This is a genomic window from Mesorhizobium sp. B2-3-2 (genome assembly GCF_006442295.1).
Lineage (GTDB): Bacteria > Pseudomonadota > Alphaproteobacteria > Rhizobiales > Rhizobiaceae > Mesorhizobium.
Genome location: NZ_VFWA01000010.1, coordinates 83,677 through 108,934 on the forward strand (window position 1 = coordinate 83,677; position 25,258 = coordinate 108,934).

Genomic DNA, 25,258 nt, shown 5'->3' on the forward strand with positions numbered 1-25,258 from the left:
ACCGGAACAGCGAGGCAAAAGCCATGACCAAGCAGATGCACACACCGCCGATCGTTTCCCAGCAAGCATGGGAGGCGGCGCGCCAGCAGTTGCTCGTAAAGGAGAAGGCGACGCTCCGCGCCAAGGACGCGCTGGCCGCCGAGCGCCGCCGCATGCCGTGGATGGCCGTCGAGAAGGATTACACGTTCGAAGGACCCAACGGACAGGCGAGCCTGCTCGACCTGTTCGAGGGCCGCCGCCAGCTGATCGTCTACCGCGCCTTCTTCGAGCCGGGTGTGTATGGCTGGCCCGATCACGCCTGCCGCGGCTGCTCGCTGGGCGCCGACCAGGTCTCCAACCTCGCCCATCTCAACGCCCGCGACACCACGCTGGCCTATGCCTCGCGCGCGCCGCAGGCCGACATTGCGCGGCTGAAGAAACGGATGGGCTGGGCAATGCCCTGGTACACAATCACCGACAGCTTCGACAAAGACTTCGGCGTCGACGAATGGCACGGCCACAACGTCTTCATCCGCGACGGAGACCGCATCTTCCGCACCTATCTGATCAACAACCGCGGCGACGAGGCGATGGGCACCGTCTGGAGCTACCTCGACGCCACGCCGCTCGGCCGCCAGGAGGTCTGGGAGGACTCGCCCGAAGGCTATCCGCAAACCCCGACCTACAAATGGTGGAACTGGAGCGACAATTACGACGCCGACACCGCGCCGGACAAGAAATGGGACGAAGTGTCTGCTGCCGGCGAGGCGGCGTTCCGCAACAAGGACGCCCAGTAGAGCCTGGCTAGAGCGCCGGCTCCGCGCAAGCGCGGCCGGACGCTGTTCGCAAGGCGGCAGCTTTCCCAGAACTGCTGCAGCTTTCCGGGCTCGCGCCAATGCGCAACCGAGGAGAAAGACATGAGCGACATCCATACAGGCGCCCGCCCCTGTCCCGATCAGGACGCGGCCCGCCTCGGCATCGCCGACTGGCTGGGCCTCGCCGCGGCGCCGACCTTCGCCCTGATGGCGCTGCTGGCCGGCATCTTCGGTGGCGATGCGGCGATGCTGTGCATGGGCACGTCCTCGCCGCTCACCGGCATGCCGGCCATGTACCTGCTGATGAGCGCCTTCCATCTGGCGCCCTGGCTGCGCATGATTTCCAACAGGCAGGCGGGCCGGGAGAAAGCAAAGCGCTTGGAGAAAACACCGCAAAAACAGAGCATTGCGCAAGCAGTTTGAATCGCCGATGCAACCCATCAAGGAGAAGGACCATGACACGGACGACCGAGACGCACGGTCCCGACACACGGGAGCCGATCGAGGCGGAGCCGACACGGCGCGGCGACGAGCCGTCGCAATCCGCCAAGGGCTGCCCCTGGTGCACGCCCGAAAAGACCTGACGCTTCGACAGCGGAGCCGGCGCGCCGCCCAGGCGGAATGACGCCGGCCGTTCGCCCTGTTCATCGCCGCCAAGCGTGCTGGCTTTTACGTCGCGATGTCGTTGACAGGCAGCAACGGCGCGGGAAGGTCGACCTCGCCGAGCCCGGTCCGCATCTCGATCTCGATGTCGCGGCAGATCTGCGAGATCGGCACATCGTTGGCGTTGCCCTCGAAAGGGTTGGCGCTGCTCTCGCCGACCTGGTCGAGCGACATGTATGCCCAGCCCAGCAGCGTGCTGAACGGGATCGTCAGCCAGATCGCGATCGAGCCCAGCGCCCCGCCGAATTTGCCCATCTCGGCGAAGACCGGCACGACGCCGAACGGCAACAGCGTGCAGAAGATCATGACGAACATGGAACTGACGATGGCGTATTGGCGGGGATAGGGATTGTTCTTGATGCGGTCGCAGCGCGCCTGCTGGTCGTGGAAGTCGCGGATGAGTTTTGTCAGTTCGCCATAGATCTGCGGAGGAATCTTGGCGTCCTTGAACAAGCCATTGACCTGCACCGATTGCATTTCGAGCAAGGCGATCGCCGGGCGGGGCGATTTCAGGACGTCCCCGGTCTGCTCGGCCAGCAACGGCCGCAATTCGTCGGCAATCGAGCCCGTATCCTCCTGGACGTGGTAACGCCGCCGATATTCGATATTGGCGGCCCGCGCCATGGATTCCCATGGCATCGGCCGCCGCAGCGCGAAACGCAGCGCCGTCATCCAGGCGATGTGGCGATAGATGAGTTGCTTCGCCGTCGGGGCGTCGGTGAAGTCCCTGCAGAAATTGGACCACAACCGGCTGCTGGCCGTGATTTGCGCAAAGGCCTGCAGCGCTTCACCGCTGCGGGTAAACACCTGGGAATTCTTGAAGCCCGCAACCAGTGACACCGTGGTGCCGAGCACCAGCACGACAGACCATGGCACCGAGAACCCGGCAAGGCCGGGAAGGCGGTAGGCCGCGACAGCCAGTCCGCTCACCACCACCATGTAGATGACGCTGCGCCGCGACCAGAGCGCGAAATCCATCACCTTGTAGGAACGGCCCACATACATAAGATGCCCCCAAATCGCGGACGTGCCCGCTAGCCGCAGCCAGTCTCCAGTCGCTCACCTAGCCTTGGCGGCGCCGAACCGCAATCCGTCCATCAGCAGCCGGACCAGCCGGCGCGAGCGATCGCGCCAATCCGGGGTGTCGGGTGCCGAATAGATGCCGCCCAGCGCATGCAGCACGTCGGACGCGTCGACATCGCCGCGGATGGTGCCGTCGGCCACCGCCGCCTCGACCAATTGCCGCAACGCCGCCGAGACCCGACCCGACGTGTCGGAATAGAGATTGGCATTCGCCGTCAACAGGATGCGCAGGCTGGTCGCAAGCCCTCGCTTGGTGGCGATATAGTCGACGAAGCGCCGCATCCATTCTTCCAGCGCGACGTCGGACGGATGCTTTGCCGCCAGTTCGCCGGCGGCCGCGCACAGCCCTTCCACCTCGCGGCGGTAGACCACCTCGACCAGGTGCTCGCGTGTCGGGAAATGCCGGTAGAGCGTGCCGATGCCGACGCCCGCGCGGCGCGCGATCTCCTCCAGCGAGGCGTCGATCCCGCGCTCGGCGAAGACCGAGGCCGCCACCTCGACCAGCCGGTCGCGGTTGCGCTGCGCGTCGGCGCGCAGCGGCTTGGCCTCTGCGGTCTTCTGGTCGGGGATGGCGGACGGCTCTGCGGCCAATTTTTTCTCCACTGTCGAAATATGGGGCTTGAACCCCATCGGGTCAGCCCCCACGTAATAAACGGAGGCGCCTCCGCTTTAGTGGAGCACCTTTATCATATAATCAAGGGAACCGGTATGTCACGTGCTGAAAGCTTGCAAGCCAAAGCCGATATTCGCTGGAGAGTGGCCGTGACCGCAAGGCTGCCAATCTCACCTCTTGCGAGGAAGATCGCGCACTCCGCTGCTCCACCTCCGGCCTTGCCCTTCCTCGCCCCGACACCACTTCATTTCCCTCAGCGTCAAGCAACTGGAGCCAGACGCCCATGACGAACACCACAATCCCCGTCCATCTCGATATCAACGGCCAGCCGCACACGCTGGACCTCGAACCGCGCGTCACGCTGCTCGACGCCTTGCGCGACCGCCTCGGCCTGACAGGCACCAAGAAGGGCTGCGACCACGGCCAGTGCGGCGCCTGCACCGTGCATGTCGACGGCGAGCGCGTGCTGGCTTGCCTGACGCTGGCGGCACAGGCCGAAGGCCGCACCGTCACCACCATAGAGGGGCTTGCACGGGAGGGCGAACTGCATCCCGTGCAGGCTGCCTTCCTCGACCAGGACGCCTTCCAGTGCGGCTATTGCACATCGGGGCAGATCATGTCGGCAGTCGCCTGCATCCGCGAAGGCCATGCCGGCTCCGATGACGAGATCCGCGAATACATGGCCGGCAATCTCTGCCGCTGCGGCGCCTATCCGCACATCGTCGCCGCCGTGCGCCAGGCAGCGCTGGAGGCCGCGTCATGAGGGATTTTTCCTATCTTCGCGCCACCTCGGTCGACGCCGCACGCCAGGCGGCCGCCCTGCCCGGCGCCATGCTGCTGGCCGGCGGCACGACGCTGATCGACCTCGCCAAATGCGGCGTCGCCGAGCCCGATAGCTTGGTGGACATCACCCATCTCAAGGGGCTCGATACCATCGAGATCGACGAGCGCGGCGCCGTTATCGGCGCGCTCGCCAGGATGAGCCATGTCGCCGACCATGCCGGCATCAAGGGTGGCTTTCCCGCCGTCTCGGAGGCGTTGTGGCAGGCGGCTTCGGCGCAGCTCCGCAACATGGCGACCGTCGGCGGCAATCTGATGCAGCGCACACGCTGCCCCTATTTCCGCGATCCCTCGAATTTTGCCGCCTGCAACAAGCGCGAGCCCGGCAGCGGCTGTTCGGCGATCGGCGGCGTCACCAGGGGTCATGCGGTGCTCGGCACCAGCGAGTCCTGCATCGCCACGTATCCCGGCGACCTCGTCACCGCGCTGGTCGCCTTCGATGCGGTGGTCCATCTCGGCGAACGCCGCGTCTTGGTCGACGACTTTTTCCTGCTGCCCGGCACCACGCCTCAGAAGGAACACGCGATCGAACCGGGCGAGATGATCACCGCCATCGAAATCCCCGGATCCGCCGCCGCCCGCCGCTCGACCTACGTGAAGGTCCGCGACCGGCAGTCTTACGAGTTCGCCGCCGCCAGTGCCGCCGTCGGCCTCGAACTCGAGGCCGACGGGCGCACCGTCCGCGACCTGCGCGTCGCGCTCGGCGGCGTTGCCACCAAGCCCTGGCGGGCGCGCGCCGTGGAAGAGGCGCTGAAAGGCAAGGTGCTGGAGCCTGAGGCTGTCCGCGCGGCCAGCCTGCTCGCCGTCGAGGGCGCCGTCGACCACGGCGCCAACCACTACAAGATCGAGCTCGCGCCGCGCGTGGTGGCCAGAGCGATCCTCAAACTGGGAGAAGCGGCATGACCGTTCAAATCGCAAGACATGGCGACGCCTCCGACGGCGTGCTGGCACAAGCCGTCGGAGGCCGGCTGTCGCGCGTCGACGGCCCGGCCAAGATCACCGGCGCGGCCAAATACGCCGTCGAACAGCAGCTCGAAGGCCTGGCCTATGCCGTACTGGTCGACAGCACGATCGCGTCCGGCAAGGTGCGCGCCATCGATACGGCGCAGGCTGAGGCGGCGCCCGGCGTGCTGCGAGTGCTGACGCCGGACACCATCATCGCCTTGAAAACCGCATCGGACTGGTTCGGCACGCCCCCGCCCGACAAGCCCTATTGCCCGCTGGCGCGTGACATCACTTTTTCGGGCCAGCATGTCGCCGCCGTGGTCGCGGAAACCTTCGAGCAGGCGGTCGCGGCAGCGGCCCTGGTCAAGGTCGACTATGACGAGACGCCGGCCATCGTCGACCTCAACGATGCCAAAGCTGGCGACGGCATTCCGATCGAGGCCATGACCAAGGAATGGGGCGACGCGCAGGCTGCCTTTGCGTCCGCTCCCGTCCGGATCTGCGCCGCCTACAACACGCCGCGCGAATATCAGGCGCCGATGGAGCCGCACGGCCTGATCGCCCGCTGGGAGGGCGACCGGCTCACTGTCTGGGAGCCGAGCCAGTGGCTCGACGGAATGGCGCGCACCTATGCCGAATGGTTCGATGTGCCGTTCGAGAATGTGCGGCTGGTCTCGCCCTATATTGGCGGCGGCTTCGGGTCCAAGGCGCTGGCGCTCGGCCACGGCGCGGTTGCCGCGAGTGCCGCAAAAATGCTCGGCCGGCCGGTGCGCCTGGTGATGACGCGCCCGCAGACCTTCACCGGTTATGGCGGCCGCGCCGCGACGCGCCAGACGGTGGCGCTCGGCGCCGACGCGGAAGGAAAGATCCAGTCGATCGTGCATCGGGGCGTCAACGAGACGTCGATCGAAGGCATGTGGGTCGAGCCGTTGGCCTCGGTTACCTCGATCATGTACGCGACGCCGAACTTTTCGTCCCGGCAGAACGTCGTGCGGGTAAATTCCGTGGTGCCGGGCGCCATGCGCGCGCCGGGCGAAAATCCTTCGGCCTTCGGCATCGAAAGCGCCATCGACGAGCTCGCCTACGAAGTCGGCATCGACCCGTTGGAGATCCGGCTGCGGAACTATGCCGAGCAGGATCCGGAAGTGAAAAAAGCCTGGTCCACCAGACAGTTGCGCGAGGCTTTTGCCACAGGCGCCGAGCGCTTCGGCTGGGCCAGACGCACACCGGAGCCGCGTTCGATGCGCGACGGCAGCCAGCTGATCGGCTGGGGCGTGGCCGCCGGCACCTACCCGGTGCGGCGCGCCTATGGCGAGGCGATCGTGCGCATCCTGGCCGACGGCTCGGTCGAGGTCGAAAGCTCCTCGATCGACATGGGCCAGGGCACCTACACCATCCTGGCGCAGACGGCGGCCGAGACGGTCGGCGTGCCGGCCGACGACGTCGTGGTGAAGCTGGGCGATTCCCGCTTTCCCCGCGCCGGCGTCGCAGGCGGCTCGCGCCTGGCCGGCGTCATGACCGGTGCCGTCTACAAGGCCGCTACCTCGGCGCTCGACCAGCTTGTCGGCCTGGCGATCAGCGACCCGCGCTCGCCCTTCCATGCGCTGCAGGCCAACACGCTGGTCGTAGCCAATGGCCGCATCGCCTCGCCGCGCGGCGACGGCCCCGACGTGTCGATCGCCGAGCTCCTCAAAAGCGTCGGCCGCGACCGCATCGAGGCGACAGGCGATACCATGCCGGCCAACTCGAGCGCCGAGGACCGCTACAAGAACTACACCACCATCGCCATGGCGCTGCCGCACACGGAAGGCGACTATTCCCGTCACTCCTGGTGCGCGCATTTCATCGAGGTGCGCGTCGACGAGGATTTCGGCACGGTGCGCGTCTCGCGCGTCGTGTCGGCGCTGGATTCGGGACGGCTCTACAATCCGAAGCTGGCGGAAAGCCAATGGAAGGGCGGCATCATCATGGGGATCGGCCAGGCGTTGCTGGAAGAAGGCATCATCGACCGCCGCCACGGCCGCATCGTCAACAACAACCTCGCCGACTATCTGGTGCCGACCAATGCCGACATCCCGGACATCGAGGTGATCTCGGTCGGCATTCCCGACCCGCACTCCTCGATACTCGGCGGCAAGGGCGTCGGCGAACTGCCCATCGTCGGTGTGGCGCCTGCGATCGCCAACGCGGTGTTCCACGCCACCGGCAAGCGCGTACGCGACTTGCCGATCACGCTGGAGAAGTTGATCTGAGGTTTGGAGCTGCCAATCTCCTGCGCAGGGGATTGGCAGTTCGACCGCCTCGCCAACTCAGTGTCAGCCCCCGCCTACCGACATGCCCCTCACCCTCAAGGACGGTCACGCATGGTCGCTCGCCACGCTTTTGCGGCGCAGGCGAACCCGATGCACAACCCTCGTCGGCCACATTAACGGCACGGCAGGGGCCACACATGAACCATTCGTCTTGCCGCCAAACGCCTTGACAACGGCGAATGATTGATCGTGGCCACCATCGCTGCGATCCCAAGCAGGCGCTCAATGACTGCCGAAAGCGGCATACATCAAGTGAGCCAAATCAACATCTTGCGGGGCTTCTGGACAGTTTCGCTTTCCACCCAATCATCAGGCTTTTTGAAATAGCGTCCAACCGCCAATCGGACCGCGCCCGGCCAATTACCGCTCGGGCGTCTGCCGGCCCGTAGCCGAGATATCCGGCGTACAGGTCAGCCCGACATCCTTTCCGCCGCACATGGCGTTGCCCTGCCAGAGCGGCAGCCCGGTCGAAACCGCCACTTCAGGATCGGCCGTGAAGATTTTAGCACCACGGCTGTGAAGCTTCAGCAAGATCGAGTGGTCCATGTCGCTATGAAGCCTCCTCAAGCCGAGCTCGTTGTAGTCATGGCCGGTCGAGCTGGGATTGATGCCGGAGATGACGACAGCCGACGCGCCGCTGTTGAACGCGTAGAGTACAGCGGTGATGCCGTTCGAAAACTTTCCCGCATTGTCCAACTCGCTGTGGCGAGTGCCCATGACCGCTTCGTGCAGGGCCATGCGCTGGTACTTGTTAACCAGCCGGAGCTGATCGTAGCGGTAGTGGAATGCCGCAAGGCCATCGCGCAGGCGCTGCTCGTCCCACTGCCAGCGGAGTACATGCAGAATGCCGGTCTCTTCGCCATTGAGGAGGCGCCGTACGGCCACGGCATTCTGGTTCTTGCCTTCGACCTGGGCGAACTGAAGAAAGGTCGCATCAGGCTTGGCGATGCCCCATTTCTTCGCCACCGACTGTGAACCGTTGACGGTGAGAACCGAAAAGCTCTCGTCGAATCCCTTGGGCCGGTTCGATCCAGGGGCGGAACCGACGACGAGCACCGGGCCCACGAACTGCATTGGATGACGCAGGGGCTGAGGGCGGGAAAATCTGTAGACGAGTGCTTCCTTGATCGTTCGTCTGATCGTGGAATAGCTCATCGACTCGCCAATCCTGTTGAAAATCCATGAAGCGTAGAAACCACGCTGCATCACCCTTTGCGTATGGCTTCCAATTCCCCGGAAGTCAAAAAGAAAGGCGTTCCGGCGGCCGAGAGAAATTGTAATCCGATCAGCCTGAAATCAGGAGCGGGCCAAGCGGCTTGTGCCGGGGAGATGGCGGCAAAGATCAAATTCCTGATTGATCTTGGGATGACGCAGCACGACATCGCTGCTCATTTTAAGATCAAAGACACGAGCCTCAACCCCGAGGACACCCACATCACCGACCCAAAAGCTGGCAAGCCTCATTGTCATCGTCATGCCCGCCACATGGGCTTATCGATGCGCCACCCACACGATGGGCATGAAGGCCATACTCCGCAAAAGCCACCGCCGCCGCGAAAAATCCTGGTTCCCCATGAGCTTCGACGCGCTTAATGCGCTGCCAGGGGCGTGCCTATGTCCGAGACGAGCTTGACGAGATCGGCTTGGCGTCTCGTCCCGGTTTTGGCGAAGATTCGATTGAGGTGTGTCTTCAAGGTGTTTTCGCCGATGCCGAGCGACAAAGCGCTCTTCGACGCCGACAATCCGCTGCCGATCCGCAGCAGGACCCGCGCCTCCGCGGGCGTAAGGTCGAACAGCGTGGTCAGGACGGCCTCCGGCAGAGGAGAAGCCGACGTAGTGGTCGATATGAAGACAGCCGCGCATGCCGGCCGGAAAGCCGCGCGCGCGGTTCCTTCGGTCAGCGGCAGCACATAGGCAACGGCGGGTGGGCGGCCCGAGGCCGAGATCGGCAGTCCTATGCCGCGGGCGCCAAGCGAAGCATCCGCGCTCGCCGCGCTGGCGATCGCTTCGAGCAGGGCTCGGGCCACCGCCGGATTCTGCGCCTGAAGCAAGCCATTCCTGGAAAGAATCGGACCTTGCGCCGACAACATCCGTTCGGCAGCGCCATTGGCATGGAGGATTGCCCCGTTGGCGCCGGCAAGCACGACAGGCACTGCGAGATTGTCGAGCGCCTGGCGGTAAAGGCTGGCGGTAACGCGAGCCTGGTCGAGCAGGTCTCCGATCAGGGAAGCACGGCGCAGATGCGGCGAGAGCAACGCCAGGAAATGTTGGTCTTCGGCGGATATGGTCCCCCTGTCGGCCCATGTGGTGCAACCCATGAGCCCGATCCGGTCCGATGTGTGGACGAATTTGGTGATGCAGGCTTCGCGCAATCCCTGCGGTTTGGCCCAATTCTGAAAAAATGCCGTCTGCCCGAGTTCGGCTTCGCTCATCAACGACAGCGTCGCGACGGGCGTGTCGACATCGCCGACGACCGCCGTCTTCAGACCTGGAATTGCGTCAAAGTCATAATCCTGGAGCACGCGCATTTGCACGGGATCCCAAGGCGATTGAGCGGCGAAGCGGCCATGATTGTCGGCGGTGCTGGCAAGCGCGATGGTTGTATAGGCCGCATCCATGGCGGTCGTGATCCGGGTCATGACGCCGGCCCAGCCTTCCGGGTTCAAAACGCAATCGTAAATATCGCCGATAATGGAACCAAGAACTTCGCTGCTCAGCCTCTCCACCACGCCTCCAGACACACTGCGATCTCGCCTCGGAGAATTTTGTGGCGTCATACTTTTGGATGACGCCACTCCTGGCTGATCTCGATTAAGATTCAACTCGATTGCTTGATGCCAGCCGCCACTGTTGCCGGTTATTCTGCCGAGGGAAAGTATGGCGATCGGTATTTTTTAAGCGCGGATACTTTATCGAGGTTTTCCATTGTCGCGAAAGACGGTGTTTTCATCGGCTCGGTTGCCACCGCATCTTAACGAACGCGAGCGATTTTCCCTGTGGCAGGACATCCACGTCGCGGAAATATGGTCGGTGGAGTACGGCATATCGGAAAACCTGCCCTTCGAGGCCTCAATCGAAGCCACGGCTGTCGGTTCACTGGTTCTCGGACAGATGTCCGGAACGATCAAGCAGGCGACAAGGAAGGCGAGCAACATCGCCGAGGACGACAATGATGGCTATTTGCTGCTGATCAACAACGCCGACACCCTCTTGTCCGGCGCACAGGTCGGCCGCGAATATGCTGTCGGTCGGGGAGAAGCCGTCCTCGTCACGGCTTCGGAAGCGCTGAAAATGACCGGTGCCGACCGCAATATCTGGACCAATGTGGTCGTCCCCCGCGCGGTCCTCATGCGCGCCTTCCCACAGATCGACGACAGGCTGGGGTTGAAGATCGGTGCCGACAACGAAGCCCTCGATCTTCTCAAGCGCTATTGCCAGCTTCTTGAAAGCGGCAGCCCGCTCGCCTCGGCCGATCTCATAGCCCATGCAACGGACACGATCGTGGACCTGATCGGCCTTGTGACCGGGGCGAAAGGTCGGGCTGCCGAATTGGCCGGCCTTCGCGGCCTGCGTGCCGCCAGGCTGGAGGCGATCCTGGCAAGCATCGCCGAGGATTTCGCCGACCCCGGCATTTCCGCTCAAGGTGTCGCGCAAAAGCTCGGCCTGTCGGCGCGCTACGTCCACGATCTCCTTCAGGAAACGGGAGTGAGCTTCTCCGAGCGCGTTCTCGAGCTGCGGCTGCAGAGCGCCCACAGGATGCTCTCACTGGGACACAGCGACATGCGGGTCAGCGATATCGCGATGACGAGCGGGTTCAGCGATGTATCGTATTTCAATCGCTGCTTCCGTCGCCGTTTCGGCTACACTCCGACGAGCGCCAGATAAGTTGCGGCATCTTCTGTGGCCGGCCGGCGGGAGTTCGATTCTCTCTTTGAGCGGCCGGTGGAGCGGCGCCTGCGCGATGATGGCGCAGAACTGCCACAGTGCGCGCAAAAGGCACGGCTTTTCACTCCAGTCCAATTCCAGTGCGGCCCTGCCCAAGACAAGCCCGGGCTCCAATGACATGTCAGCCTCAGGGTGAAACGACTGTCATGTCAGGGGTTTGGATGCCGCAGAATGGTTTTGGTGGCCGTAAGGCTAACGCGTGGAAATATCTGGCGCTGACGTCGACGGCGCTGGTCGGGCTCGGCCAGCCGATGGCCGCGACGGCGGCCGAGATCTGGACCGGTGCGGCCTCCACGGATTGGTTTACCGCCGGAAACTGGAACCCCGCCGCCGTTCCGACGTCGGGCGATGACGTTTATCTCGATGCGACGTTCCCGAATCCGGCCGTCATCGATGCGGCGAATGCAGCGGCGCACACTCTGTTTGTCGGCACTATCGCAAGCTACACAGGCTCGCTGACGATTACGAATGGCGGCATACTTGCCGGGACCGCCGGCTATCTCGGCTACGCTTCGGACGCAAGCGGCGAGGTAAGCGTGGTTGGAGCAGGCTCCGCCTGGAACAACAGTTCGGACCTTTTCCTTGCCTTGGGCACCAACAGCAGCGGCACCTTGACGATCTCGAACGGCGGCGTCGTGAGCGACACCGTGGGTCATGTGGGCTACGGCAAGGGCACCGGAACGGTGACCGTAAACGGGCCCGGTTCGACATGGACCAACAGCGGCGATCTCTATAATGCTGAGTTCGGCGACGGCACGCTGGACATCACCAATGGCGGCGCGGTCAACAATGCCACGGGCACCATAGGTTGGCATGCGGGCTCCAACGGTACGGTCACGGTCGACGGCGTGGGCTCGACCTGGACAAACGCTTCCCACCTGTTCATCGGCGATCAGGGCACCGGTACGCTGACGGTTTCGAGCGGCGGCAAAGTCAGCAACCTGAGCGGCATTTTGGGCAACCTGGCGGGTTCCACTGGCACGGCAACCATCGATGGTGCTGGCTCCATCTGGGCCAACGCCGCGCTCGCGGTCGGCAACGCGGGTTTCGGCACGCTGACGATAACGAATGGCGGCAAAGTCACCAGTTCAGTGGGATATGCGGGCTATGCCGCGGGCTCCACCGGCATGGTGGCGGTCGACGGTACCGGATCGTCCTGGACAAACACTTCCGACCTGTTCATCGGCGACCAAGGCCAGGGTGCGCTGACGGTCTTGGGCGGCGGCACGGTCAGCAGCGCGATCGGCACGATCGGCGCGCTGACGGGCTCTGTCGGCTTCGCGACGGTCACCGGTTCCGGCTCGACCTGGACCAACAGCTCGGATCTATTCGTTGGCGATAGCGGCAGCGGCACGCTCTTGGTTGGAAGCGGCGGCGTGGTCAGCAACGCCTCGGGGAATATCGGCGCGAAGGCAGGTTCGACCGGTTTCGCGTTCGTCGATGGCGCCGGATCGACCTGGAACAACAGCTCCAACCTGGCTGTGGGCGATTTCGGCACCGGCACTCTGGCGATCTCCAGCGGCGGGGTCGTCAAGAACAGCGCGGCGGTCATTGGCGCGAAGGCAGGTTCGACCGGCAGCGTGTTCGTCGAAAATGCCGGCTCGACCTGGACCAACAGCTCCAACCTGACTGTGGGCGATTTCGGCACCGGCACTCTGGCTATCGCCAATGGCGGCGTCGTCAGCAATGCCTGGGCCTATGTTGGCAACTCTGCGAGCTCGACCGGCGCCGTGTCCGTCGATGGAACGGGCGCGGCATGGAACAGCAGCGGAAACCTGTATCTCGGCGGGCTCGGCACGGGTACGCTGTCGATCTCGAGCGGCGGCGCAGTCAGCAGCGACGCGGGCTTTGTCGGCTACGGTGCCGCCTCGATCGGCACGGTAGCGGTCGACGGCGCGGGATCGAGTTGGACAAACAGTTCGGACCTGATCGTTGGCGATCAGGGCACAGGTACGCTGACGGTCTCGAACAAGGCCACGGTCAGCAATCAGAACGGCATTTTGGCCAACGTTGCGGGCTCCACCGGCACGGCAACGGTCGACGGTGCAGGCTCGACCTGGGCCAGCGTAGCCCTTATCGTCGGCTTCGCCGGCACCGGCGAACTGAACATCCTCAACGGCGGCGCGGTCAGCAGTGACCTGGGCTTCGTCGGTCTCGATTCAGGTTCCGCCGGCACGGTGACGGTTGACGGCGCGGGATCGACCTGGACAAACAGTTCCAACCTGTTCGTCGGCGATCAGGGCACCGGCACGCTGAATATCTCGAACGGCGGCAAGGTCAGCGATACCACAGGCTATGTGGGCACATTGTCGGGCTCGACCGGCACGGTAACGGTCAATGGTGCGGGTTCGGCCTGGAACAACAGCTCGGACCTGTTCGTAGGCGGTTTCAGCACGGGTACTCTGACGATCTCGAACAGCGGCACGGTCAGCAATGGCTGGGGCTATATCGGCTTTGTTGCCGGTTCGACCGGCACGGCTGCGGTTGACGGCGCGGGATCGAAGTGGACGAACAGCGGGGACCTCTATGTCGGAGGCTATGGCACGGGCACGGTGACGGTTTCGAACGGCGGCGTGGTCAGCAATGGCTTGGGCTTGGTTGGCTACGCCGCAGGTTCGGTAGGCACGGTAGCGGTCGACGGTGCCGGCTCGATTTGGGCAAACAGTTCGGACCTGACCGTCGGCGAAGACGGCACCGGCACGCTGGCGATCTCAAACGGAGGTATCGTCTCCAGCGCTGCGGGGTATCTGGGCTTTGACGGCGGGGCGGTGGGCACGGCAATAGTCAGCGGCACAGGCTCGACATGGGCCAGCAGCGGAGATCTCGGTGTCGGCGCTGGTGGAACAGGCACGCTGACGATTGCCAATGGCGGCGCGGTGTCGAGCGGCGGCGTGATCAACATCGCCGCCATGGCGGGTTCCGTCGGCACGCTCAACATCGGTGCGGCGAGCGGATCGCCAGCGGTCGCCGCGGGCACGCTCAATGCGGCTAGCGTCCAGTTCGGACCGGGCGCGGGTGCGATCAACTTCAACCACACCGATACGAACTACACCTTCGCGTCGGCGATCGGTGGCGCAGGCACGATCAACCAGATCGCCGGCGCGACGAACCTTACCGCCGATTCGAGCGGCTTCACCGGCGCCACCAATGTGGATGGCGGACGGCTGGCCGTAAATGGTTCGCTGGCCAACTCGCTGGTGACGATCTTCGGCGGCATTTTGGGCGGCAACGGCACGGTGGGCGGTGTCATGGCGCGGTCGGGCGGCATCATCGCACCCGGCAATTCGATCGGCACGCTCAACGTCGCCGGCAATCTCGACCAGGCGGCGGGCTCGATCTACCAGGTCGAGCTGACCTCGACCGGCCAGTCCGATCTCATCCACGCGACGGGCACGGCGACCATCGCCGCCGGCGCGATCCTCGACGTGATCAAGACCGACGCAGCACCTTACGTGGCGGGCATGCATTACACCGTGCTGCAGGCAGACATGGGCGTCACCGGCACCTACACGATCAGCGGCCTAGGCCCGTTCACCGGCCTTTCCGCGAGTTACGACCCGACGCATGTCTATCTTGACGCGACGCAGGCAAAATCCTTCGCCGAGGTCGGCCTGACGCCAAACCAGATCGCGACCGGCGGTGGTGCTGAAAGTCTTGGCAGCGGCAATCCGCTGTTCGATGCCATATTTGCTTTGCCGAGCGAAGCAGCCGCCCAGGACGCCTTCGACCAGCTTTCCGGGGAAATCCATGCCTCGGCCAAGGGCATGCTGCTTGAAGACAGCCGCCTCGTCCGCGACGCGGCCAGCAATCGCATCGCTGCCGCCTTTGGCGATGGCGGCGCTGCGGCGCTGCCGGTCATGGCCTATGGCGAGGATGGACCGGAAATGGTGGCGGCCGATACCGACCGCTTCGCCGTCTGGGGCCAGGTGTTCGGTTCGTGGAGCAACACCGACAGCGACGGCAATGCCGCCGCCTTCGATCGCTCGACCGGCGGTTTCCTGGCCGGCGCCGATACTTTGGTCGGCGGCTGGCGTGTCGGCCTCATCGGCGGCTACGGCCATTCCTCCTTTGATGCCGACGACCGCGATTCATCAGGCAAGGGTGACAGCTATCATCTCGGCCTCTATGGCGGCACCAACTGGGGTGCCATCGCCTTCCGCAGCGGCGCGGCCTATAGCTGGAGCAGTATCTCGACCAGGCGCTCGGTTGCTTTCAACGGCTTTGCCGATCAACTATCAGCCGACTACGATGCCGGCACCGCGCAAGTGTTCGGCGAACTCGCTTACAAGGCGGATGCCGGTCGCTTCCATTTCGAGCCCTTCGCCAACCTCGCCTATGTCAGCGTGCACACCGATGGCTTCACCGAAACGGGTGGTGCCGCGGCGTTGACCAGCGCCAGCACAAACAGCGACGCCAGCTTCACCACGCTCGGCCTTCGCGGCGCGACCGACTTCGCGCTTGGCGGCATCGACGCCACCGCCCGCGGCACGCTCGGCTGGCGTCACGCCTTCGGCGATGTCACGCCGACCTCCGCCTTCGCCTTCGCCGGGGGCGATCAATTCACCATCGCCGGCGTGCCGATCGCCAGGGATGCCGCAGTGATCGAGGCCGGGTTCGATATGCACCTCGCCGCCAACGCAACGCTTGGCCTGTCTTATACCGGCCAGTTCGGCAGCGGCACGGTCGACCAGGGCGCGAAGGTCGATCTGGGCGTGAAGTTCTAAACGACGATGGCGAAACCGGGTTTGCAGCACGAACCTGTACGTTGACCAGCCCCTACTCCGGCGACGGCACGGGCGGCTTCGACGTCAGTGCGGTGCCGGCGGCCGCGACGATGACGGCGGCGATGCCGGCCAGTTGCGGCGCGGTCAGGCTCTCGTGCAGGAACAGGAAGCCGGCCAGCGCGCCGAGCCCTGGTTCCAGGCAGGTCAGCGTGCCATAGATGCGGGCCGGCATCCGGGTCAGCGCCACCATCTCCAGAAAGAACGGCAGCGCGCTCGAGAACAGGCCGACGAGCAAGGCACTGACCAGGATCGACGGCGCGAGCAGGCCCGTTCCCGCCTGCGCCACGCCGAAAGGCAGCACCAGCACGGCGGCTATCGCCATGCCGTAGGCGGTGGTGCGGGTGCCGAGCTCCGCGCCCGCCTTCTGCGCCAGCACGATGTAGAGCGCCCAGAAACCGCCGGCCGCCAAGGCCAGCATCACCCCGGTCGGATCGAGCGGCTGGAGCGAACGGATGAAGGGTGACAACAGCACGATGCCGGCGACCGCCAGTGCGATCCAGGCAAAGTCGCCCGCGCGCCGCGAGGTCAGCGTCGCCACCAGCAGCGGTCCTGAAAACTCCAGCGCCACCGCGACGCCGAGCGGTATAGTGGCGAGCGCGGCGTAGAACAGGAGGTTTAGCGCGCACAGCGTTACCCCATAGGCGACCAGCCACGGCATGGTGGCGCGCGAAGGCCGCATTTGCCAGGGCCGCAGCACGGCGATCAGCATCAGCGCGCCGACGACCAGCCTCAGCGTCGTCGTGCCCTGCGCGCCGATCACCGGAAACAGCGTCTTGGCGAAGGTGGCGCCGATCTGGATCGACACCATGGCGCCCAGCAGCGCCATCACGGGCAAAGGCGCCGCTTCACGACTGGCAACCGGCGTCGATGTCACTTGATCCCGTCCTCCATGCGCCATCAGGCAAACGCTGCGTCATGGGAGATAGGGCGAACCGGCCCGCTCGTCGTGAGGCAGGGCCGGCATCTCGATGGGGCAAGAAAGGCCACGCACGAGCCGGCCGCTCTCAGACGCGGCCGTTGCGCGCGTTCGGCAGTCTCGTGATCGCTGTCAGGACCAACAGTGCGATGCCGCCCAGAAACGCCATTGCCCCCAGCGACCAGGCAATGCCGACATGGACGATGGCAAAGGCGAGCGCAAACGGCGCGACGGCCGAAACGAGCAGCCGGGCCGATGTGACGCGCCCCTGCAACCGGCCATAGTCCGCACTGCCGAACAATGTCAGCGGCAGGGCGCCTATAACGATGCTGAAGAGCCCGTTGCCCATGCCGAACACGACGGCGAAGATCATCGCGCCAGCGACGGAAGGCGCCGTGCAGTCCAGCACGACGACCCCGCTCGTCATCAGGCCAGCCGAGATGATGGCCAGCGTCAATGGCGGAAGGTTGATGCCGAAGATCATGTTGATGAAGCGGCTCAACACCTGTGACGGCCCGAACAGCGTTCCGACGATGGCGGCGGTCGCCCCCAGGCCAAGTCCGGAAAGCAGCGGCACCATATGCACCAGGACAGCGGCGCCAAGCAGGTTCTGCAGCGAGAAGGCGATGACCATCAGCGCGAAGCCGAGCGGCCGCGCCGAAGCGGGAAGCGAGCCCTGGACATGCCGTGGCGGCTCGGTCGCCGCACGCCTGCTCTTGGCCAGCCCATGCGAGAGCCAGGCGTGCAGCGGCAGGCAGACGAGCAGGTTCAGCCCCGCGAAGACGAGATAGACGCTTCGCCATGACATCTGCGCGTGCAGGGCCGAGGTGATCGGCCAGAACACGGTCGATGCGAAGCCGGCAATGAGGGTGAGATAGGTGATGCTGCGTTGCGCCGCGCGCGGTCTTATCTGCACAAGCAGCGCGAAAGCGGCGCCGTACTGGACCAGGTTCGATGCCACTTCCAGCACGATCAGCGCCGCCACGAAGGCCCCGGCCGCCGGCGCGTAGGCACAGGCGGCGAGCGCAGCCGCGGCAAGGATCGAGCCGGCGGTCATGATCCTGCCGGCGCCGAAGCGGTCGATCCAGTTTCCAAGCCAGGGTGCCGTCAGGCCGCCAACCAGCAGGGCCGCCGAGAGCGCGCCGAAAATCCATTCGGTCGGCCAGCCCAGATCCTTCGCCATGTCGGCGGCGAGAATGCTGAAGCTGTAATACAGCGTGCCGTAGCCGACGATCTGGGTGACGCCGAGGGCGGCAATGGCGGCCAGCGGCGACCGCTCCGCGACTTCGAGATCGGCAAGGCTTCGATCACTTGCTGCCACGGTCATGCATCACCACCTCGCCGTCTTCCTTGGTGAAGCGGGTCACCGGGTGGTCGAGCAGATCGAGCACGAGCTCGGACGGACGGCACAGCCGCGTCCCCTTGGGCGTTTCGACGATCGGCCGGTTGATCAGGATCGGATGCCGCAGCATGGCATCGATCAGCTGGTCGTCGGTCCATTTGGGATCGGCCAGGCCGAGTTCGGCATAGGGCGTACCCTTTTCGCGCAGCAAGGCGCGCGCCGGAATTGCCATCGCGGCAATCAGTTGGCGCAGACGGTCCCGGCTGGGCGGGTGTTTCAGATACTCGATGATGTCAGGCTTCTCGCCGCTCGCCTGGATCATGGCAAGCGTGTTGCGAGAGGTGCCGCAGTCGGGATTGTGGTAGATCGTGACGGTCATGGCTTGGCCTCGACGGCAAGGGGTTGGATTTGGGATTGCTGCCGCAGCAGCCATGTAGCCAGATCATACTGCGACTTCGGCGCGATCGGGATGGTCGCCGAGCCTTTTATCGCGGCGATCACTGAACCGGTCCCTTCACATCGGCGGCGCAGCAAACTGGAGCCAGCGCCGGCGCGCAGATTTCCGGCCGGCCGGAGCAGCAATCCTCCATCAGGAAACGGATGAGGCCGCTCAACGCGTCATATTCGGCGCTGTAGACCATCGAGCGCGAATCGCGCCGCACGCTGACCAGCCCTGCCCGCTCGAGCTCCTTCAGGTGGAAGCTCACATTCGAGGCCGAGACCTCGACCTTTTCGGCGATGGCGCCGGCGGCAATCCCGTCCGGACCGGCAATCACCAGATGCCGCAGGATGCGCAGGCGCGTTTCTTGAGAAAGCGCCGCGAAGGCGGAAAGGGCTTGACGTTCATCCATATTTCAACAATCCTAAAAATGTTGAAACAAGGATTACCGCACATGCTCGTTTCTGACAATCGGGAATTTGAACCCGCTGACGTCGTTGATCCCGGCGACATCACCATCGCTGGCTTGCTGGAGTTTCTGACGGGCTACGAGGACCGGCGGCTGGTGTTCTTCTACGACGGCCGGCCGGTGCGGCCCGGCTATCACGTCACCGAAGTGAAGGCCGGCCAGTTCGCTGCGCTGGACTGCGGTGCAAACCCGGAATCCTGGGCCGAGATCTTCGTGCAGCTCTGGGACGTCGAGGAGGACCGCACGCATATGCCGGCCGGGAAATTCTCGGCGATCATCCGCAAGGTGACGGAGCATGTCGGCCTCGACCATTCCGCCAAGCTCACTTTCGAAGTCAGCGACGGCGTGCGCCCGATGCAGCTCTACCGCGCCGCGCTTCCCCGGCTCGACGGTGATGCGGTGCATGTCGAGCTTTCGCCGCGGCCGGCAAGCTGCAAGCCACGTGACCGCTGGCTGGAGGAAGAGAGGAAAGCCAAGGCCTGTTGCGGACCTTCGGCCGGACCGCAACCTTGCTGCGGCTAAAGCAATTCCAGGAAAAACGTGCACGGTTTTCCCGGGAAAAGCGCGTAGCGCTTTCCCTTGGGAATTGCGTCAAATCAAAGAGTTAGAGCGGTTCGCCGTTTCCGTGAGCGGCAGCGCGGCGCCGGGTGGCGCTGCTCGAGTTCCTCCGCTGCGGTGGCGTTCGAGGCCGAGTGATCGCGTTGAGGCTTTTGGCCGGCAGCCCGCATCGTGAAAGGCAGCGAGCGCGGGACGCTGCCAGCAGCGGAACCTGAGGCCATGCCGGGCGAAATGAGCTACGGCGTGGCGCGGAGATTCCTGCGGATGCGCCGCCTGCCCGTTCCACGGGCTTTCTCCGCCACCACGGTGGCGATGTCGACCACGTCGGCCTCGCGCGATCTGCCGTTGGTGGCCTTGTGGAGCCGCTCGTAAGGCAGCAATTCCTTGATCCGCGCATTGAGCGACACGATTTCAGCTTTGAGGTCCTCGCATTCCTGCCTCTGGACATCCAGCTGTATCTGTTCCGATGCTTGTTGCAGCGCAAGCTGCGAAAGATTGGCGTTCGCTTTCGAAAGGCTCGTCTTGTCGTTTTCGTTCTCGTCGGTGAGCGAGGACAACTTTTGATCGGCGATTTTCTTTTCGGCCAGGGTGTCATTCAAGTCGGTCTTGAGCCTGGCGATCTCGGCTGCGGCCTCGCTGTTCTCGTGCGAGGCCCGCTCCAGCCGTGATTGCAGGTCCTGGATCTCGGAACGCAATCCGCGCATTTCCGTCTGGCTGCGCGCCAGTTCAGCTTGCCTGTCGCCTTCCATCATGCTGGCCGCTTCGGTCATTTCCGATAGCTTTGCCTGGGCAGTCTCGAGTGACTTCTGGAGCCTTATCTCCTCCTTTTCGCTCTTGCCGAGCGCGGCCAGCAGTTCGGTAAGCCGCGCTGCTTCGCTGGCATGGATCGTCGAGAGCTCGTCGAGCCTGTGGCGCGTCTGGGTTTCCCGCTTCAGCGCCTTGTCGAGCTCGATCGACAGGCTGACATGTTTTTCCCGCAGCATCTTGCTCTCGCGCAGGCGCCTGTTGGCCTCGACCGCCCTGGCCGTCAGCCGCTTGGCGATGTCGCCGAACTCCGCGTCGCGTTTTGCGCTCGCATTGGCCGTCTCGGCAAGTTCCAGCCTGGCCGCTGCGAGCGCTGCGCGAAGCGCCTCCCTGTCCTGGACCAGGCCTGTCTCGCGCTGTTGCAGCAATTCGCAGGCGCTTTCACGCTCGCGCAGCTTTCTTGCCGTGTCGTGCAGCTTTTCCGACAGCGTTCTTTGTTCCGCGATCAGGTCGCCGTTTGCGAGCTCCAACTCGTTGGCGCGAAGAATGTCGGTGTGGAGGATGTTGAGGAATTCGCGCGTCAAATGGTGCGAGGTCGCGATCTCCGACAGTTTGCCGTTGATCTCATCCAGATAATCCCTGGCATCATGGAACATCCCTTCGAAGGCACTCAATGCCGCCATCCGGGTCTGGGTATGGGGCGTCAGTCGTGGCGCGGTTTCGGTGGCGTCGGCGTTGCCCGCGCCGTCCGGATTATCCGCACCATCCGCATCTGCCGCATTGGCCTCGGGTGCCGAGGCCTCGGCTCCTGGCGCGGAATCCGGGACATAGCCGCTGTCTGGCGGCGCGTCATATTCGGTATCGAGGCTGGCATCCAGAGCGTCCGCAAGATCGGCCTGCAGCTCCTGGAGTGCATCATCTACGTCTTCGGCACGCTTGATCAGACCCTTGAAATTCATAACGAATGCCCTTTACGCATACCCCATTCAGTATTTAATAATTGGCTAATATGTATGCTTACATCCACTGATTGCGCAGGGGAAGCCCCCCATTAGGGGGAGCGTAAAGTTGAACATTTGGGGTTGGGATGCGGCGGGCGACCAGTGCCGAGGCCGTCTTTTTGCAGAATTGACGCACCCAATCTCTGGGTGAAATCTGAATGCGGAAATTCCTGGCTCCTACTTCCCCGCGTGGAAGGTAGGACCGAGGGCGCTGGCGCTGGAGGATGCTCGTCCTGGAGCGCCGCGCCAACTCCGCCCGCTGCTTGCAGCGACCCTCCCCACAAGGGGGGTAAAAGTCAGCCCGCCATGGCCAGCGGCACGGCGCTTTTGTTGGGGATCTGGATGTCGATTTCCAGCGTCGACATGGTCTCGCCGCGGTCCATCGAGATTTGCAGATAGTCCTGGTCGATCTGCACGTGCTTGGCGATGACGGCCATGATCTCCTCGCGCAGCACCGAGACGAGGTCGGGCTGGCCACGGCTGCGGCGTTCGTAGGCGAGCAGCACCTGCAGCCGCTCACGCGCCACGGGCGCGCTGGAGCGCCGCTTGAAGAGGTCGAGAATGTTCATGCCGCCCTCCTTCCGAGCAGCCTGTCGAGGAAGCCCTTGCGCTCGAAGGGAACCACGACCGGCAGGTCTTCGCCTTCCAGCCGCCGCGCCGCTTCGATATAGGCCTTGGCGGCGGCGTTCAGCGGATCGCTCAGCGTCACCGGCGAACCGAGATTGGAGGCCCTGAGCACATCCTGGCTCTCCGGGATGATGCCGAGCAGCGGCACCGACAGGATTTCCAGCACGTCGTCGATTGACAGCATCTCGCCGCGAGCCGCGCGGCCGGCATCGTAACGCGTCACCAGCACGTGCTTGGCGATTTGCTCGCCCTGCTCGGCGCGCATGGTGCGGGCGTCGAGCAGGCCGATGATGCGGTCGGAATCGCGCACCGACGACACTTCCGGATTGGTGACGATGACTGCCTCGTCGGCGAAGCGCATGGCGAGCTGCGCGCCGCGTTCGATGCCGGCCGGACTGTCGCAGAACACATAGTCGAACACCGAGCGCAGCTTCTCGATCACCTCGCCGACGCCTTCTTCGGTCAGCGCGTCCTTGTCGCGCGTTTGCGAGGCCGGCAGCAGGAACAGCGTGTCGACGCGCTTGTCGCGGATCAGCGCCTGCGACAGCTTGGCCGTGCCCTGGATGACATTGACGAGGTCGAACACCACGCGCCGCTCGGCGCCCATGATCAGGTCGAGATTGCGCAGACCGACGTCGAAATCGACCAGCGCCACTTTCTTGCCGGTCCTGGCGACCGCGGCCCCCAATGCGGCCGTCGAGGTCGTCTTGCCGACACCTCCCTTGCCTGAGGTGACCACCACTACCTTGCCCATGAAAAAAGCCTCCGTCGCCTGATGTTGTCGTTTGTTATTGCTCCGTGCGTCGCACGGCTATTGTTGGAACCTGCCATCATCCCACGCGAAACCGGTCCCAACCTTGCGGGGCTAGGCGGCGTCCTGTCCGCGATCGAGCAAGACGAGAACTGGTTCGGCGTTTTCATCCCGGCGCCCTAGTTCAGCGGCACGACGCGCAGCACGCCGTCTTCGAGGAAGGCCTGCACCGGCTTGCCGCGCGAGGCGCCTTCCATGTCCTCCGCCGTGGTGTACCAGCCGTCGATGGCGAGCAGTTCGGCCTCGTTCCTGCGGCAGAAGATGCGCGCCGAAATATTGCCTTCCGAGCCCGCAATGGCGCGGCCGCGCAGCGTGCCGTAGACATGGATCGAGCCCGCCGCGATGATCTCGGAACCGGAAGCGACCGATCCAAGCACGATGACATCGCCATGCGGATGAAAGATCGATTGACCCGAACGGAGGGGCGACTTGACCATGAGCGTTCCGGCCGGCACCGGCTCCGCCGCACCGGCTTCCTGTTCTGTCTTGACCGGCTTGGCCGCCTTGACCTTTCCAGCCTCGGCCTTGCCCTCGTCGGGCCTGCCCGTTTCCTTGCCGCGTTCCGAAGACTCCGCTTCCGTTTTGCGGGCCTCCTCCGCGACGCCTGCCTTGCCGTTGCGGCCGGGCTGCGCCAGCAGGCCATCTGAAGTGGCCTCCTTGGCGCCGGTCAGCAGCGGCGGCAGCTCGGGCCCGAGCGAGGCCCCTTCGAGCTCGATGGCATAGACCCGGATGCCACGCGCGCCGAGCGAGGCGACCAGCGCCGCGATCTCGTCGGACCCGGGCTTCAGCGCATTGAGATCGAGCACCACCGGCCGACCGGAGAAATAACCCGGCGAATTGCCGATCCAATGATCCAGCCCCTCCAGCCAAGCACCGATCGGCGCCTCCGGCGTCAGCGTGAACGCGACGAACGAACGGGCGCGAAAGCGAATGGATTTGGTCTCCAGGGGAGCGGCAAAGGTCACGGCTGGCGAATCCTTACTCAATGGTTAAAGGGTGCCGGCCGAATGGTTAACAAATGGTTAATAAAGACGGCTGGCACCTTGGAAGCCGCCAGAAATTGGAGGGTCGGCTAACCGCCGGTTGCGGATGCCGGCTGACAACACGCGGAATGTGCTGATAGCGCCGCATCAGCAAGCGGATTACCGCCGATCAATCGACAAGCTAGATCTCAAAATGCACCAAGGACGGCAACAGCGGGGGCCACCGCCAGCGACGACCGATCCCCTCCCGAAAGGCGCGCGCGCAGGTTGACAATCCTTGGGTTGATGCAACATCCTGCCGACCTTTGACCGGGAGGTAGTATGACTGTTTCGATCAATCGTCGCGTCTTTTCCGTCTGCGCGGGTACTTTGGCGCTGGCCGCGGCAGGGTTTTCGCCGGCGCGCGCGCAGCAGGCTTTTTTCCGTATCGGCACCGGCGGCACGTCCGGCACCTACTATCCGGTGGGCGGGCTGATCGCCAACGCGATCTCGGCAACGGGGCCGGCCGGCGTCGAGGGCCTGGTTGCCAGCGCCACGTCCTCCAACGGTTCGGTGGCCAACATCAGCGCCATCCAGTCGGGCGCTTCCGAATCGGGCTTCACGCAATCCGACGTCGCCTACTGGGCGCATTCGGGCACCGGCCTCTACGAGGGCAAGCCCAAGGTAGAGGATCTGCGCCTCATTGCGACGCTCTATCCCGAAACCATCCATCTGGTCGCGCGCGCTGACGCCGGCATCAAGACGGTGGCGGATCTGAAGGGCAAGCGCGTCTCCCTCGACGAGCCGGGTTCCGGCACCATCGTTGATGCGCGCCTGGTGCTCGGCGCCTACGGCCTAACCGAGAAGGACGTAAAGCCCGAATATCTCAAGCCCGGCCCGGCAGGCGAGCGCCTGCAGGACGGCGCCATGGACGCCTATTTCTTCGTCGGCGGCTATCCGACCGGTGCCATCGTCGAGCTTGCCAGCACCAACAACATCACGCTGGTGCCGATCACCGGCCCCGAGGCCGACAAGCTCCTGTCCGAACAGAAGTTCTTCTCGACCGACATCGTGCCGGCGGGCACCTACAAGAATGTCGGCGAGACCAAGACCATTTCGGTCGCCGCGCAATGGGTGACCAGCGCCAAGCAGAGTGATGACCTCATCTACAAGATCGTCAAGTCGCTCTACAGCGACGAGACCCAGAAGGCGCTGCAGGCTGGTCATGCCAAGGGCAAGCTGATCACGCTCCAGAACGCGGTCACCAGCGCCGGCATTCCGTTCCATCCGGGCGCGGAGAAATTCTACAAGGAAGTTGGCGCCCTGAAATAAGCGGCCACCCGACAGACTGGCGATAACGAGGCGGAAGGCGTGCTTTCCGCCTCCTTCGTCTGGGGATTCAGGATACGG

At 64.3% G+C, this 25,258-nt stretch carries 23 protein-coding genes; 11 read left to right on the forward strand and 12 right to left on the reverse strand.

Annotation, left to right across the window (positions count from 1 at the left end; translation table 11 throughout):
- Positions 1-23 precede the first annotated feature (23 nt).
- From FJ964_RS21505 to FJ964_RS31705, 3 genes are all read left to right on the forward strand, one after another.
- Positions 24-776 carry a DUF899 domain-containing protein gene (locus FJ964_RS21505; RefSeq protein WP_140552262.1) on the forward strand — a complete coding sequence of 251 codons (753 nt, stop codon included), beginning with the start codon at positions 24-26 and terminating at the stop codon, positions 774-776.
- 120 nt (positions 777-896) lie between these two features.
- Positions 897-1,217 carry a hypothetical protein gene (locus FJ964_RS21510; RefSeq protein WP_140552263.1) on the forward strand — a complete coding sequence of 107 codons (321 nt, stop codon included), beginning with the start codon at positions 897-899 and terminating at the stop codon, positions 1,215-1,217.
- Positions 1,218-1,249: 32 nt separating this feature from the next.
- Positions 1,250-1,378, forward strand: coding sequence for a hypothetical protein (locus FJ964_RS31705; protein ID WP_263493784.1), 129 nt, complete (start codon positions 1,250-1,252; stop codon positions 1,376-1,378).
- 85 nt (positions 1,379-1,463) lie between these two features.
- Here the strand turns inward: FJ964_RS31705 and FJ964_RS21515 are convergent, their stop codons facing one another.
- Both FJ964_RS21515 and FJ964_RS21520 read right to left on the reverse strand, forming a co-directional pair.
- Positions 1,464-2,462 (reverse strand): bestrophin family ion channel, encoded by a 999-nt coding sequence (locus FJ964_RS21515; protein WP_140552264.1) that lies wholly within the window; start codon positions 2,460-2,462, stop codon positions 1,464-1,466.
- Positions 2,463-2,516: 54 nt separating this feature from the next.
- The gene (locus tag FJ964_RS21520) at positions 2,517-3,131 is read right to left on the reverse strand and encodes a TetR/AcrR family transcriptional regulator (RefSeq protein WP_140552265.1); all 615 of its coding nucleotides are present in this window, start codon (positions 3,129-3,131) and stop codon (positions 2,517-2,519) included.
- Between the two features lie 305 nt (positions 3,132-3,436).
- Here FJ964_RS21520 and FJ964_RS21525 point away from each other — a divergent pair, with 305 nt between their 5' ends.
- Genes FJ964_RS21525 through FJ964_RS21535 form a run of 3 tightly spaced genes read left to right on the forward strand, consistent with a single transcriptional unit; the run spans position 3,437 to position 7,190 of the window.
- Positions 3,437-3,916: a (2Fe-2S)-binding protein gene (locus FJ964_RS21525; RefSeq protein ID WP_140552266.1), complete on the forward strand. Its 480-nt coding sequence runs from the start codon at positions 3,437-3,439 to the stop codon at positions 3,914-3,916.
- Positions 3,913-4,896, forward strand: a complete 984-nt coding sequence (locus FJ964_RS21530; RefSeq protein WP_140552267.1) for a xanthine dehydrogenase family protein subunit M — start codon at positions 3,913-3,915, stop codon at positions 4,894-4,896. Before FJ964_RS21525 ends, FJ964_RS21530 begins: the two co-directional genes overlap by 4 nt.
- Positions 4,893-7,190: a xanthine dehydrogenase family protein molybdopterin-binding subunit gene (locus FJ964_RS21535; RefSeq protein WP_140552268.1), complete on the forward strand. Its 2,298-nt coding sequence runs from the start codon at positions 4,893-4,895 to the stop codon at positions 7,188-7,190. The genes FJ964_RS21530 and FJ964_RS21535 overlap by 4 nt, the downstream gene beginning before the upstream one ends.
- A 420-nt stretch (positions 7,191-7,610) precedes the next feature.
- Here FJ964_RS21535 and FJ964_RS21540 read toward each other — a convergent pair whose 3' ends face one another.
- Positions 7,611-8,405 carry a membrane-anchored protein gene (locus FJ964_RS21540; RefSeq protein WP_181172564.1) on the reverse strand — a complete coding sequence of 265 codons (795 nt, stop codon included), beginning with the start codon at positions 8,403-8,405 and terminating at the stop codon, positions 7,611-7,613.
- A gap of 63 nt (positions 8,406-8,468) precedes the next feature.
- Here FJ964_RS21540 and FJ964_RS21545 point away from each other — a divergent pair, with 63 nt between their 5' ends.
- Entirely contained in the window at positions 8,469-8,843 is a 375-nt protein-coding gene (locus tag FJ964_RS21545) for a hypothetical protein (protein ID WP_140552269.1), read from the forward strand.
- Here FJ964_RS21545 and FJ964_RS21550 read toward each other — a convergent pair.
- On the reverse strand, positions 8,840-9,889 hold the full coding sequence (locus tag FJ964_RS21550) for a helix-turn-helix transcriptional regulator (RefSeq protein ID WP_224624337.1): 1,050 nt from the start codon (positions 9,887-9,889) through the stop codon (positions 8,840-8,842). The genes FJ964_RS21545 and FJ964_RS21550 overlap by 4 nt on opposite strands.
- A 391-nt stretch (positions 9,890-10,280) precedes the next feature.
- Here FJ964_RS21550 and FJ964_RS21555 point away from each other — a divergent pair, with 391 nt between their 5' ends.
- The gene (locus tag FJ964_RS21555; protein WP_224624480.1) at positions 10,281-11,135 is read left to right on the forward strand and encodes a helix-turn-helix domain-containing protein; all 855 of its coding nucleotides are present in this window, start codon (positions 10,281-10,283) and stop codon (positions 11,133-11,135) included.
- 221 nt (positions 11,136-11,356) lie between these two features.
- Complete coding sequence (locus FJ964_RS21560) at positions 11,357-15,919, forward strand: autotransporter domain-containing protein (RefSeq protein ID WP_140552272.1); 4,563 nt, start codon at positions 11,357-11,359, stop codon at positions 15,917-15,919.
- A gap of 52 nt (positions 15,920-15,971) precedes the next feature.
- On the opposite strand, the gene FJ964_RS21565 is transcribed toward FJ964_RS21560, so the two are convergent.
- From FJ964_RS21565 to FJ964_RS21580, 4 genes are all read right to left on the reverse strand, one after another.
- Positions 15,972-16,853 (reverse strand): DMT family transporter, encoded by an 882-nt coding sequence (locus FJ964_RS21565; protein ID WP_140552273.1) that lies wholly within the window; start codon positions 16,851-16,853, stop codon positions 15,972-15,974.
- Positions 16,854-16,983: 130 nt separating this feature from the next.
- Positions 16,984-18,222 (reverse strand): arsenite efflux MFS transporter ArsK, encoded by a 1,239-nt coding sequence (gene arsK, locus FJ964_RS21570; RefSeq protein WP_140552274.1) that lies wholly within the window; start codon positions 18,220-18,222, stop codon positions 16,984-16,986.
- Complete coding sequence (arsC, locus tag FJ964_RS21575; RefSeq protein WP_140552275.1) at positions 18,203-18,616, reverse strand: arsenate reductase (glutaredoxin); 414 nt, start codon at positions 18,614-18,616, stop codon at positions 18,203-18,205. Before arsC ends, arsK begins: the two co-directional genes overlap by 20 nt.
- A 118-nt stretch (positions 18,617-18,734) precedes the next feature.
- On the reverse strand, positions 18,735-19,088 hold the full coding sequence (locus FJ964_RS21580; RefSeq protein ID WP_140552276.1) for a metalloregulator ArsR/SmtB family transcription factor: 354 nt from the start codon (positions 19,086-19,088) through the stop codon (positions 18,735-18,737).
- Positions 19,089-19,130: 42 nt separating this feature from the next.
- Between FJ964_RS21580 and FJ964_RS21585 the strand changes: the two genes are divergently transcribed.
- The gene (locus tag FJ964_RS21585; protein ID WP_140552277.1) at positions 19,131-19,667 is read left to right on the forward strand and encodes a DUF6428 family protein; all 537 of its coding nucleotides are present in this window, start codon (positions 19,131-19,133) and stop codon (positions 19,665-19,667) included.
- Between the two features lie 272 nt (positions 19,668-19,939).
- Here FJ964_RS21585 and FJ964_RS21590 read toward each other — a convergent pair whose 3' ends face one another.
- The 4 genes from FJ964_RS21590 to minC all read right to left on the reverse strand — a co-directional run bounded on the left by FJ964_RS21590 (position 19,940) and on the right by minC (position 23,851).
- Positions 19,940-21,406, reverse strand: coding sequence for a hypothetical protein (locus FJ964_RS21590; protein WP_140552278.1), 1,467 nt, complete (start codon positions 21,404-21,406; stop codon positions 19,940-19,942).
- A gap of 338 nt (positions 21,407-21,744) precedes the next feature.
- Complete coding sequence (minE, locus tag FJ964_RS21595) at positions 21,745-22,017, reverse strand: cell division topological specificity factor MinE (RefSeq protein ID WP_140500137.1); 273 nt, start codon at positions 22,015-22,017, stop codon at positions 21,745-21,747.
- Positions 22,014-22,829, reverse strand: a complete 816-nt coding sequence (gene minD, locus FJ964_RS21600; RefSeq protein ID WP_140500139.1) for a septum site-determining protein MinD — start codon at positions 22,827-22,829, stop codon at positions 22,014-22,016. Before minD ends, minE begins: the two co-directional genes overlap by 4 nt.
- 176 nt (positions 22,830-23,005) lie before the next feature.
- A complete protein-coding gene (gene minC, locus FJ964_RS21605; RefSeq protein ID WP_140552279.1) occupies positions 23,006-23,851 on the reverse strand; it encodes a septum site-determining protein MinC in 846 nt (281 codons plus the stop codon).
- A gap of 339 nt (positions 23,852-24,190) precedes the next feature.
- Here minC and FJ964_RS21610 point away from each other — a divergent pair, with 339 nt between their 5' ends.
- Positions 24,191-25,180 (forward strand): TAXI family TRAP transporter solute-binding subunit, encoded by a 990-nt coding sequence (locus FJ964_RS21610; protein ID WP_140552280.1) that lies wholly within the window; start codon positions 24,191-24,193, stop codon positions 25,178-25,180.
- The last annotated feature ends 78 nt before the right edge of the window (positions 25,181-25,258 follow it).

Bases quoted from the DNA above. Each gene is read 5' to 3' on its own strand.
- FJ964_RS21545 (WP_140552269.1), top strand. From the start codon at position 8,469: ATGGCTTCCAATTCCCCGGAAGTCAAAAAGAAAGGCGTTCCGGCGGCC.
- FJ964_RS21525 (WP_140552266.1), top strand. From the start codon at position 3,437: ATGACGAACACCACAATCCCCGTCCATCTCGATATCAACGGCCAGCCG.
- FJ964_RS21510 (WP_140552263.1), top strand. From the start codon at position 897: ATGAGCGACATCCATACAGGCGCCCGCCCCTGTCCCGATCAGGACGCG.
- FJ964_RS21530 (WP_140552267.1), top strand. From the start codon at position 3,913: ATGAGGGATTTTTCCTATCTTCGCGCCACCTCGGTCGACGCCGCACGC.
- FJ964_RS21590 (WP_140552278.1), bottom strand. From the start codon at position 21,406: ATGAATTTCAAGGGTCTGATCAAGCGTGCCGAAGACGTAGATGATGCA.
- FJ964_RS21580 (WP_140552276.1), bottom strand. From the start codon at position 19,088: ATGGATGAACGTCAAGCCCTTTCCGCCTTCGCGGCGCTTTCTCAAGAA.
- FJ964_RS21550 (WP_224624337.1), bottom strand. From the start codon at position 9,889: ATGACCCGGATCACGACCGCCATGGATGCGGCCTATACAACCATCGCG.
- FJ964_RS21560 (WP_140552272.1), top strand. From the start codon at position 11,357: ATGCCGCAGAATGGTTTTGGTGGCCGTAAGGCTAACGCGTGGAAATAT.
- minE (WP_140500137.1), bottom strand. From the start codon at position 22,017: ATGAACATTCTCGACCTCTTCAAGCGGCGCTCCAGCGCGCCCGTGGCG.
- FJ964_RS21505 (WP_140552262.1), top strand. From the start codon at position 24: ATGACCAAGCAGATGCACACACCGCCGATCGTTTCCCAGCAAGCATGG.
- minD (WP_140500139.1), bottom strand. From the start codon at position 22,829: ATGGGCAAGGTAGTGGTGGTCACCTCAGGCAAGGGAGGTGTCGGCAAG.
- FJ964_RS21610 (WP_140552280.1), top strand. From the start codon at position 24,191: ATGACTGTTTCGATCAATCGTCGCGTCTTTTCCGTCTGCGCGGGTACT.
- arsK (WP_140552274.1), bottom strand. From the start codon at position 18,222: ATGACCGTGGCAGCAAGTGATCGAAGCCTTGCCGATCTCGAAGTCGCG.
- arsC (WP_140552275.1), bottom strand. From the start codon at position 18,616: ATGACCGTCACGATCTACCACAATCCCGACTGCGGCACCTCTCGCAAC.
- FJ964_RS21585 (WP_140552277.1), top strand. From the start codon at position 19,131: ATGCTCGTTTCTGACAATCGGGAATTTGAACCCGCTGACGTCGTTGAT.
- FJ964_RS31705 (WP_263493784.1), top strand. From the start codon at position 1,250: ATGACACGGACGACCGAGACGCACGGTCCCGACACACGGGAGCCGATC.
- FJ964_RS21540 (WP_181172564.1), bottom strand. From the start codon at position 8,405: ATGAGCTATTCCACGATCAGACGAACGATCAAGGAAGCACTCGTCTAC.
- FJ964_RS21515 (WP_140552264.1), bottom strand. From the start codon at position 2,462: ATGTATGTGGGCCGTTCCTACAAGGTGATGGATTTCGCGCTCTGGTCG.
- FJ964_RS21535 (WP_140552268.1), top strand. From the start codon at position 4,893: ATGACCGTTCAAATCGCAAGACATGGCGACGCCTCCGACGGCGTGCTG.